The organism is Corallococcus sp. AB038B (genome assembly GCF_003668955.1).
In the GTDB taxonomy this organism is placed as follows: Bacteria; Myxococcota; Myxococcia; order Myxococcales; family Myxococcaceae; genus Corallococcus; species Corallococcus exiguus.
In genome coordinates this window covers 325,947-337,746 of sequence record NZ_RAWO01000006.1, presented here as the reverse complement: position 1 = coordinate 337,746, position 11,800 = coordinate 325,947, and the positions used below count along the sequence as shown (strand labels likewise).

Sequence of the window (11,800 nt, the reverse complement as noted above, 5' to 3'; positions counted from 1 at the left end):
CCGAACGCGTTCAGCACGGAGCCGGGTTCCCGGCTGTACCGGACGGGAGACAAGGCGCGCTGGAAGGAAGACGGGACGCTGGAGTTCCTGGGGCGCACCGACTTCCAGGTGAAGGTGCGCGGCTTCCGAATCGAGCTGGGCGAAGTGGAAGCGGCCCTGCTCCAGCAGCCGGACGTAGCGGAAGCCGCGGCGGTGGTGCGCGACGTTGGCGGGGACAAGCGGCTCGTCGCGTGGCTCGTGGCGAAGCCGGGGCAGAACATCGACCCGAAGGCAGTGGAAGCGGAGCTGCGGCAGCGTTTGCCGGAGTACATGGTGCCGTCGGCGATGGGCGTGTTGGAAGCGCTACCGCTCACGGCCAACGGCAAGGTGGACCGCAAGGCGCTCATGGCGCTGGAAGCGCAGGAGGCAGGCACCGCCTTCGAAGCGCCGCGCACGGAGGTGGAGAAGAAGCTGGCGGCCATCTGGGCGGAGGTCCTGCGGGTGCCCTGGGTGGGGCTGAGGGACAACTTCTTCTCGCTCGGTGGCCACTCGCTGCTGGCGACGCAGGTGGTGTCACGGATCCGCTCGGAGTTCGGAGTGGAGATCTCGTTGCGGGTCCTCTTCGAGGCACCCGTGCTCGAAGTCCTGGCCGAGCGGCTGGGAACGGCCGCGAGTCACCAGTCCACGGCGCTGAAGTCCGCCGCGAGTGACGAAGCGCCGCCCCTGTCGTTCGCGCAGCAGCGCCTGTGGTTCATCGACCAGATGGAACCGGGAAGCGCGATCTACAACGTGCCCGTCGCGGTCCGGCTGCGGGGCACCTTGAAGCGGGGAGCGCTCGTGCGAGCCCTGGACGAAATCGTCCGGCGCCACGAATCCCTCCGCACGACGTTCGAGCTGCACGAGGGCCAGCCCGTCCAGCGCATCCATCCCCACGCACGGCTGCCGGTGGCGGACGTCGACCTGGAGGGAATCGACAGCGAGCAGCGGGAGGCGGAGGTCCGGCGCCGGCTCGGAGTGGAGTTGGCGGAGCCCTTCGACCTGCAAAAGGGACCGCTCATCCGGGCGAGCCTGCTGAAGCTGGGCGCCACCGAGCACGTGCTGTTCATCACGATGCACCACATCGTGTCGGATGGCTGGTCGCTGGGAGTGCTGATCCGTGAAGTGGGGGCGTTGTACGCGGCTTTCTCGGAAGGGCGCCCGTCGCCGCTGCCAGAGCTGTCGTTGCAGTACGCGGGCTACGCGGCGTGGCAGCGCGGTTGGTTGCAGGGCGAGACGCTCCAGAAGGAGGTCGACTTCTGGAGGGGGAAGCTCGCCGGGACGCCGCCAGTCCTGGAGTTGCCCACGGACCATCCGCGGCCGGCGGTGCGAGGCAACGCGGGAGCGGTTCATTCCTTCGTGCTGCCGTCGTCGCTGGAGCAGGGGCTGAAGGCGCTGGCGCAGCGCGAGGGAGCATCGCTGTACATGGTGCTGCTGGCGGCGTGGCAGATGCTGCTGTCGCGCTACAGCGGGCAGACGGACATCAGCGTGGGTTCGCCCATCGCGGGGCGGACGAGAGCCGAGCTGGAAGGGCTCATCGGCTTCTTCGTCAACACGCTGGTGCTGCATGCGCGGGTGGACGGGGAGGAGTCGTTCCGTGAGCTGCTGACGCAGGTGAAAGGCACGGTGCTGGAGGCCTACGAGCACCAGGACGTGCCGTTCGAGAAGTTGGTGGAGGCGCTGCAGCCCGAGCGCAGCCTGAGCCACACGCCGCTGTTCCAGTCCCTGCTGGCGTTGCAGAACACGCCCGAGGGAGAGGCGCGCCTGCCCGGGCTGACGATGAAGCCCCTGGAGCTGGAGATCCGCACGTCGAAGTTCGACGTGAGCATCTTCTTCACGGAGACGGCGCAGGGCTTGAGCGGAGCGGTGGAGTACAGCACCGACCTGTTCGAAGCGGCGACAGTGCGCCGGATGGTGGAGCACCTGCGGGTGCTGCTGGAAGGCGTGGTAGCGAAGCCGGAGGAGGCAGTGGGCCGGTTGCCCATGCTGACGGAGGCGGAGCGCCAGCAGGTGCTGCTGACGTGGAACCCGACGGCCACGCAGCCCTCCCGTGACATGTCGGTGCACGCCCGCTTCGAGGCACAGGCGAAGCGGACACCGGATGCGGTGGCGCTGAAGCTCGCGGAAGGGGGCGGCACGCTGACGTACGGCGAGCTGGACGCGAAGGCGAACCAGTTGGCGCATCACCTGCGGAGCCAGGGAGTGAAGCGCGGCACGCGGGTGGGCGTGTACGTGGAGCGCTCGCTGGAGATGGTGGCGGGGCTGCTGGCCATCCTGAAGGCGGGAGGGGCGTACGTGCCGGTGGACCGCAACTACCCTGCGGAGCGCATCGCGCTGCTGTTGGGAGATGCGGGAGTAGGCGTGACCCTGACGCAGCGGTCACTGGTGGAGAAACTTCCGGCGAGCGCGGGCACGCCGCTGCTGCTGGACACCGCATGGAGCGAGATCGCACACCAGCCGACGTCGGCGCCGCAGGGAGAAGTGGGCGCGGAGGACCTGGCGTACGTGATGTTCACGTCGGGAAGCACGGGCCGGCCGAAGGGCGTGAGCGTCCCGCACCGGGGCATCACGCGGCTGGTGGTGGGCAACGACTTCCTGCGCTTCGGGCCGGAGGAGGTCTGGCTGCAGCTGGCGCCGGTGGCCTTCGACGCCTCGACGCTGGAGTTGTGGGGCGCGCTGCTGCACGGGGCGAAGTTGGTGCTGGCGCCGCCGCACGCGTTGGCGCTGGAGGAGTTGGGCGCGCTGCTGCGAAAGGAGCGCATCAGCACGCTGTGGCTGACCGCCGCGCTGTACGAGCAGATGGCGCTGCATCAGGTGGACGCGCTGGCGGAGGTGTCGCAGGTCCTCGCGGGTGGCGACGTGTTGCCATCCCAGCGAGTGCGCGAGCACTTGAAGCACTTGCCGGAGGGCGCGGTGCTCGTGAACGGGTACGGCCCGACGGAGAACACGACGTTCTCCGCGACGCACGCGCTCACTCGTGACACGGAACTCACCACTTCAGTGCCCATCGGCAAGCCGATTGGAAACTCGACGGCGTACGTGTTGGACGAACACGGTGACGTGGCCGGAGTAGGCGTACCGGGAGAGCTGTACGTCGGTGGCGAAGGCCTGGCGTGGGGCTACCTGAACCGTACGGACCTGACGGCGGAGCGCTTCGTTCCGAACGCGTTCAGCACGGAGCCGGGTTCCCGGCTGTACCGGACGGGAGACAAGGCGCGCTGGAAGGAAGACGGGACGCTGGAGTTCCTGGGGCGCACCGACTTCCAGGTGAAGGTGCGCGGCTTCCGAATCGAACTGGGCGAGGTGGAGGCGGCCCTCCTCCAGCATCCGGACGTGGCGGAAGCCGTGGCGGTGGTGCGCGACGTCGGCGGAGACAAGCGGCTCGTCGCGTGGCTCGTGGCGAAGCCGGGGCAGAACATCGACCCGAAGGCAGTGGAAGCGGAGCTGCGGCAGCGGTTGCCGGAGTACATGGTGCCGTCGGCGATGGGTGTGTTGGATGCGCTGCCGCTCACGGCCAACGGCAAAGTGGACCGCAAGGCACTGCCTGAAGTCGAAGCGGCTGCTTCGGAGCACGAGTACGCAGCGCCTCGCACGGAGTCGGAGCAGAGGCTGGCGGCCATCTGGGCGGAAGTGCTGCGCGTCCCGCGGGTCGGGGTGAGGGACAACTTCTTCGCGCTGGGCGGGCACTCGCTGCTGGCGACCCAGGTGGTGTCGCGGATCCGGAAGGAGCTGGGCGCGGAGCTGCCACTGCGGACGTTGTTCGAGGCTCCGACGCTCGAAGCCCTGGCCCGACGGCTGGAGACGGCCGAGCGTCCGCTGTCCGTGGCGCTGGCGTCGATCGCGAACGCTGGGCCGTCGCCGCTGTCGTTCGCGCAGCAGCGCCTGTGGTTCATCGACCAGTTGGAGCCGGGCTCGGCGCTCTACAACGTGCCCGTCGCGGTGCGCCTGGAAGGCGAGCTGGACGTGGGAGCCCTGGACTGGGCCCTGCGTGAAATCGTCCGGCGCCACGAGTCCCTCCGCACGACGTTCGAGCTGCACGAGGGACAGCCCGTCCAGCGCATCCATGCCGACGAAGTGCGCCTCTCCATGGTGCAGATCGACCTGGGGGCGTTGGACGGCGAGCAGCGGGAGGCGGAAGTCCGGCGCAGGCTTGGAGTGGAACTGGCGGAGCCCTTCGACCTGTACAGGGGGCCGCTCATCCGGGCGAGCCTGCTGAAGCTGGGAGCCACCGAGCACGTGATGCTCATCACGATGCACCACATCGTGTCGGATGGCTGGTCGCTGGGAGTGCTGATCCGTGAAGTGGGCGCGTTGTACTCGGCCTTCACGGAAGGGCGTCCGTCGCCGCTGCCGGAGCTGTCGTTGCAGTACGCAGGGTACGCGGCGTGGCAGCGCGGCTGGTTGCAGGGGGAGACGCTCCAGAAGGAAGTGGACTTCTGGAGGGGGAAGCTCGCCGGGACGCCGCCGGTCCTGGAGTTGCCGACGGACCATCCGCGGCCGGCGGTGCGAGGCAACGCGGGAGCGGTTCATTCCTTCGTGCTGCCGTCGTCGCTGGAGCAGGGGCTGAAGGCGCTGGCGCAGCGCGAGGGCGCATCGCTGTACATGGTGCTGCTGGCGGCGTGGCAGGCGCTGCTGTCGCGCTACAGCGGGCAGGCGGACATCAGCGTGGGTTCGCCCATCGCGGGGCGCACGCGTGCGGAGCTGGAAGGACTCATCGGCTTCTTCGTCAACACGCTGGTGCTGCGCGCGCAGGTGGACGGAGAGAAGTCCTTCCGCGAGTTGCTGACGCAGGTGAAAGGCACGGTGCTGGAGGCCTACGAACACCAGGACGTGCCGTTCGAGAAGCTGGTGGAAGCGCTGCAGCCCGAGCGCAGCCTGAGCCACACGCCGCTGTTCCAGTCTCTGCTCGCGTTGCAGAACACGCCCGATGGAGAGGCACGGCTGCCCGGGCTGACGATGAAGCCCTTGGAGCTGGAGCTTCGTACGTCGAAGTTCGACGTGAGTATCTTCTTCACGGAGACGCCGCAGGGCTTGGACGGAGCGGTGGAGTACAGCACCGACCTGTTCGAAGCCGCGACGGTGCGCCGGATGGTGGAGCACCTGCGGGTGCTGCTGGAAGGAGTGGTGGCGAAGCCGGAGGAGGCAGTCGGCCTGCTGCCCATGCTGACGGACGCGGAGCGCCAGCAGGTGCTGGTGACGTGGAATCAGCAGCAGGCGGAGTACGCGCGCGACGCGACGATTCCCCAGCTCTTCGAGGCGCAGGCGAAGCGCACGCCGAATGCCGTGGCCGTGGTGAGCGGCAAGCAACGGCTGACGTACCGGGAGCTGGAGGCGAAGGCGAACCAGCTGGCGCACCGGCTGCGCAAGCTGGGAGTGGGCCCGGAGTCGCGAGTCGGCCTGTGCGTGGAGCGCACGGCGGACGTGGTGGTGGGCACGCTGGGCATCCTCAAGGCCGGCGGCGCCTACGTGCCGTTGGATCCGAGCTACCCGAAGGAGCGCCTGGGCTGGCTGCTGGAGGATGCGCAGGGCCCGGCATTGGTGGCGCATTCGCACCTGCTGGAATCGTTGCCCGCCTTCAGTGCACAGGCGGTCTGCCTGGACCGTGAGGATGAGTGGGCGGAAGAGTCCTGCTGCCCGCTAACGCCGGAGGTGCGCCCGGAGAACGTGGCGTACCTCATCTACACGTCGGGAAGCACAGGCCGCCCGAAGGGCGTCGCTGTGACGCACCAGAACGCGGTGGCCTTCCTCTCGTGGGCGACGGAGACGTTCACGGAGGAAGAGACGAAGGCGGTGCTCGCGGCGACGAGCCTGAACTTTGACCTCTCGGTGTTCGAGCTATTCGCGCCGCTGGTGCGAGGCGGCAGCGTGGTGGTGGTGCGCAATGCCCTGCATCTGGCGGAGGAGAAGCCGGAGGCGGAGGTGACGCTCATCAACACGGTGCCGTCGGCGATGGCGCAGTTGGTGCGGCTGAACGCAGTGCCGCCGTCGGTGCGCGTAGTGAATCTCGCTGGCGAAGCACTGCCCGAGACACTGGCTAGGGCCGTGTACGCGGTGCCGACGGTTCAGAAGCTCTACAACCTGTATGGCCCGTCGGAAGACACGACGTACTCGACGTGGTCACTGGTGGGGCGCGCAGAGGTGCCGAACATCGGCCGGCCGCTGACCAACACGCGGGCGTACGTGCTGGACAAGTACCTGCAGCCGGTACCGGTGGGCGTAGCGGGAGAGTTGTTCCTGGCAGGCGAAGGCCAGGCGCGCGGCTACCTGCTGAGGCCGGAGCTGACGGCGGAGAAGTTCCTGCCGGAGGTGTACGGCCCTGAGGGCAGCCGCATGTACCGCACGGGAGACCGGGTGCGGTACCGGGCGGACGGAGTGCTGGAGTACCTGGGCCGAGTGGACTTCCAGGTGAAGGTGCGAGGCTTCCGCATCGAGCTGGGCGAAGTGGAGTCCGCACTGCGTCAGCAGGAGACGGTGAAGGAAGCCGTCGTGGTGGCGAAGGGGGAGGGCGCGGAGAAGCGCCTCGTGGCGTACGTGGCGCCGAAGGCCAACGCGACACTGGAAGCGGAGGCACTCAAGGCGAGCCTGCGTCAGCGGTTGCCGGAGTACATGGTGCCCGGAGCGGTGGTGGTGCTGGAGGCACTGCCGCTCAACTCCAACGGCAAGGTGGACCGCAAGGCCCTGCCGGATCCGGAGGCACCGGCAGCCATCATCACCTACGCAGCCCCGCGCACGGAGACGGAAGCGAAGCTGGCGGCCATCTGGGCGGAAGTGCTGCGCGTCCCGCGGGTGGGCGTGAAGGACGACTTCTTCGCGCTGGGTGGCCACTCGCTGCTCGCGACGCAAGTCGTGTCGCGGGTTCGTGCGGAGACGGGCGCGGAGCTGCCGCTGCGTGCGCTGTTCGAAGCGCGCACGGTGGAGTCACTCGCTCGCCAGCTGGGGCAGACCGCGTTCTCTGGCAAGAACACGATGGAGCGCAGGCTGGGGGATGCCGCCCGGCCGCTGTCGTTCGCGCAGCAGCGGTTGTGGTTCATCGACCAGCTGGAGCCGGGGACGGCGCTCTACAACGTGCCCGTCGCGGTGCGGCTGGAGGGAGCGCTGCGCCAGGATGTCCTGGAGCGTGCGCTGCGCGAAGTGGTGCGGCGCCATGAAGCGCTGCGGACGACGTTCGCGGAGAAGGACGGTCAGTCCCTCCAGGTCATCCACTCGGACATGACCCTGCATCTGGAGCGGGTGGAGGTGTCCGAGGCAGCTGCACGGCAGCGGATCGAGCAGGAGATGTTGAAGCCGTTCGACCTGTCGCGCGGTCCGCTGATCCGGGCGCTCCTGCTGACGCTGGGAAGCGCGGAGCACGTGTTGGTCGTCACGATGCATCACATCGTGTCGGACGGCTGGTCGCTGGGAGTGCTGATCCGGGAGGTGGGCGCGCTGTACGCGGCCTTCGCGGAAGGCCGTCCGTCGCCGCTGCCAGAGCTCCCCGTGCAGTACGCGGACTACGCAGCCTGGCAGCGCGACGGGTTGCAGGGCGAGACGCTCCAGCGGGAGGTGGACTACTGGAAGCGCAAGCTCACTGGCGCGCCGCCGGTGCTGGAGTTGCCCACGGACCATCCCCGTCCGCCGGTGCGTGGCAGCGCGGGAGCGACGTACTCCTTCCCCCTGTCCCGGTCGCTGACGGGGGACCTCAAGGCGCTGGCCCAGAGGGAGGGGGCGTCGCTGTACATGGCGCTGCTGGCGGGTTGGCAGGCCCTGCTGTCGCGCTACTCGGGGCAGGACGACATCAGCGTGGGTTCGCCCATCGCGGGCCGCACGCGCGCGGAGGTGGAAGGCCTCATCGGCTTCTTCGTCAACACGCTGGTGCTGCGCGCCCAGGTGGATGGAGGCCAGTCCTTCCGGGCGCTGCTCACGCAGGTGCGGGAGACGGTGCTGGGTGCGTACGAGCACCAGGAAGTGCCGTTCGAGAAGCTGGTGGAGGCGCTCCAGCCCGAGCGCGACCGCCGTCACACGCCGCTGTTCCAGGTGTTCCTGGCGCTCCAGAACCTGCCTGAGAGCGAAACGCGGCTGCCGGGATTGACGCTCAAGCCCGTGGCCTACGAAGGCCGGACGTCGAAGTTCGACCTGAGCCTCTTCTTCATGGAGACGCCAGACGGACTGACGGGGGCAATGGAGTACAGCACCGACCTGTTCGAAGCAGCGACGGTGCGCCGGATGGCGGAGCACCTACGAGTTCTGTTCGAAGGCATGGTGGCGAAGCCGGAAGCAGCAGTGGGCCGGCTGCCCATGCTGACGGACGCGGAGCGCCAGCAGGTGTTGGTGACGTGGAACCAGCAGCAAGCGGAGTACGACCGCGCCGCGACGATTCCCCAGCTCTTCGAAGCACAAGCGAAGCGCACGCCGGATGCCGTTGCGGTGGTGAGCGGCAAGCAGCGGCTGACGTACCGGGAGGTGGAGGCGAAGGCGAACCAGCTGGCGCACCGTTTGCGCAAGCTGGGAGTGGGCCCGGAGTCACGAGTGGGCCTGTGCGTGGAGCGCACTGCGGACGTGGTGGTGGGCACGCTGGGCATCCTCAAGGCGGGCGGCGCGTACGTGCCGTTGGATCCGAGCTACCCGAAGGAGCGACTGGGCTGGCTGCTGGAGGACGCACAGGGCCCGGCACTGGTGGCGCACTCGCACCTCTTGGAGTCGCTGCCCGCCTTCAGCGCGAAGGCGGTGTGCCTGGACCGTGAGGATGAGTGGGCGGAAGAGTCCTGCTGCCCGCTAACGCCGGAGGTGCACCCGGAGAACGTGGCGTACCTCATCTACACGTCGGGAAGCACGGGCCGTCCGAAGGGCGTCGCGGTGACGCACCGGAACGCAGTGGCCTTCCTGTCGTGGGCAACGGAGACGTTCACGGAGGAGGAGACGAAGGCGGTGCTCGCGGCGACGAGCCTGAACTTCGACCTCTCCGTCTTTGAACTCTTCACGCCGTTGGTGAGGGGCGGCAGCGTGGTGGTGGTGCGCAATGCCCTGCACCTGGCGGAGGAGAAGCCAGAGGCGGAGGTGACGCTCATCAACACGGTGCCGTCGGCGATGGCGCAGTTGGTGCGGCTGAACGCAGTGCCGCCGTCAGTGCAGGTCATCAACCTCGCCGGTGAAGCATTGCCGGAGACGTTGGCGAAGGCCGTGTACGCGGTGCCGACGGTGCGCAAGCTGTACAACCTGTATGGCCCGTCGGAAGACACGACGTACTCGACGTGGTCGCTGGTGGGACGCGCAGAGGTGCCGAACATCGGCCGGCCGCTCACCAACACGCGTGCGTACGTGTTGGACAAGTACCTGCAACCGGTACCGGTGGGCGTGGCAGGCGAGTTGTTCCTGGCGGGAGAAGGCCAGGCGCGCGGCTACCTGCTGAGGCCGGAGCTGACGGCGGAGAAGTTCCTGCCGGAAGTCTACGGCCCGGAAGGCAGCCGGATGTACCGCACGGGAGACCGGGTGCGGTACCGCGCGGACGGAGTGCTGGAGTACCTGGGGCGCGTGGACTTCCAGGTGAAGGTGCGAGGCTTCCGCATCGAGCTGGGCGAAGTGGAGTCCGCGCTGCGCCAGCAGGAGGCGGTGAAGGACGCCGTCGTGGTGGCGAAGGGGGAGGGCGCGGAGAAGCGGCTCGTGGCGTACGTGGCGCCGAAGGCCAACGCGACACTGGAAGCGGAGGCTCTGAAGGCAAGCCTGCGCGAGCGGCTGCCGGAGTACATGGTGCCCGGAGCAGTGGTGGTGCTGGAGGCACTGCCGCTCAACTCCAACGGCAAGGTGGACCGCAAGGCCCTGCCGGAGCCGGATGCTCAAAAGGCCGGAAGTACCTACGAGGCTCCGCGCACGGATGCGGAAGCAAGGCTCGCGGCCATCTGGGCGGAGGTGCTGCGGGTGCCCCAGGTAGGAGTGAAGGACGACTTCTTCGCGCTGGGTGGACACTCCCTGCTGGCGACACAGGTGGTGTCGCGAGTGCGCGCGGAGATGGGCGCGGAGCTGCCGCTGCGCGCGCTGTTCGAATCGCGCACGGTGGAGTCGCTCGCCCATCAGCTGGAGAAAGCTGCGTTCTCGAGCAAGACGGCGATGAAGCGCAGGCTGGGGTCCGCCGCCCGACCGCTGTCGTTCGCGCAGCAGCGGTTGTGGTTCATCGACCAGCTGGAGCCGGGCACCGCGCTCTACAACATGCCCGTGGCCCTTCGGTTGGAAGGTGACCTGGACGTGGGCGTCCTGGAGCGCGCCCTGCGTGAGGTCGTGATCCGTCACGAGGCCCTGCGCACGACCTTCGAGGTGCAGAACGGTCAGCCCCTCCAGGTCATCCATTCGGACATGGCCCTGCACCTGGAGCGGGTGGAGGTGTCCGAGTCAGCTGCACGGCAGCGGATCGAACAGGAGATGTTGAAGCCGTTCGACCTGTCGCGAGGCCCGCTGCTGCGAGCGCTCCTGCTGAAGTCGGGCAATCGGGAGCATGCGCTGGTCGTCTCGATGCATCACATCGTGTCGGACGGCTGGTCGTTGGGTGTGTTGATCCGCGAAGTGGGTGCGCTGTACGCGGCCTTCTCCGCGGGGCAGCCGTCACCCCTGCCCGAGCTGCCCGTGCAGTACGGGGACTACGCGGCCTGGCAGCGTGACTGGCTGCGGGATGAAACCCTGGCGCGCGAGGTGGACTACTGGAAGCAGTCGCTGATGGGAGCACCGCCGGTGCTGGAGCTGCCGACGGACCGTCCGCGTCCGGCGGTGCGCACCAACGCCGGCACGACGCTGGGCTTCATGCTTCCGCTGGACCTGTCCCGGAAGCTGAACGCGCTGGCCCAGCAAGAGGGCGCCTCGCTGTTCATGGCGCTGCTGGCCGGATGGCAGGTGCTGCTGTCGAGGTACTCGGGGCAGACGGACATCAGCGTGGGCTCACCCATCGCGGGCCGCACGCGCGCGGAGGTGGAGGGGCTCATCGGCTTCTTCGTCAACACGCTGGTGCTGCGCACCCAGGTCGACGGAGAGGCGTCCTTCCGAGAGCTGCTGAAGCAGGTGAGGGGAACGGTGCTGGGCGCGTACGAGCACCAGGACGTGCCCTTCGAGAAGCTGGTGGAGGCGCTGCAGCCCGAGCGCAGCCTGAGCCACACGCCGCTGTTCCAGACGTCGATGTCGCTCCAGAACGTGCCTGTCGAGGAGTCCAGGCTCCCCGGCCTGGTGCTCAAGCCCGTGCCCTACGAAGGCCGCACGTCGAAGTTCGATCTGAGCCTCTTCTTCACGGAGACGCCGGACGGACTGGCCGGAGCAGTGGAGTACAGCACTGACCTGTTCGAAGCAGCGACGGTGCGCCGGATGGTGGAGCACCTCCGCATGCTGCTGGAAGGCATGGTGGCGAAGCCAGAAGCAGCAGTGGGCCGGCTGCCCATGCTGACGGACGCGGAGCGTCAGCAGGTGCTGGTGACGTGGAATCAGCAGCAGGCGGAGTACGACCGCGCCGCGACGATTCCCCAGCTCTTCGATGCGCAGGCGAAGCGCACGCCGGATGCCGTGGCCGTGGTGAGCGGCAAGCAGCGGCTGACGTACCGGGAGCTGGAGGCGAAGGCGAATCAGCTGGCGCACCGGCTGCGCAAGCTGGGAGTGGGTCCCGAGTCCCGCGTAGGCCTGTGCGTGGAGCGCACGGCGGACGTGGTTGTGGGCACGCTGGGCATCCTCAAGGCGGGCGGCGCGTACGTGCCGTTGGATCCGAGCTACCCGAAGGAGCGCCTGGGCTGGCTTCTGGAGGACGCGCAGGGCCCGGCGTTGGTGGCGCACTCGCATCTGC

The 11,800-nt window shown here is 68.4% G+C and carries 1 protein-coding gene; it reads left to right on the top strand.

The window, feature by feature from the left end:
- A partial coding sequence (locus D7Y04_RS24945; RefSeq protein ID WP_121760906.1) for a non-ribosomal peptide synthetase occupies positions 1–11,800 on the top strand: 11,800 nt, incomplete at both ends.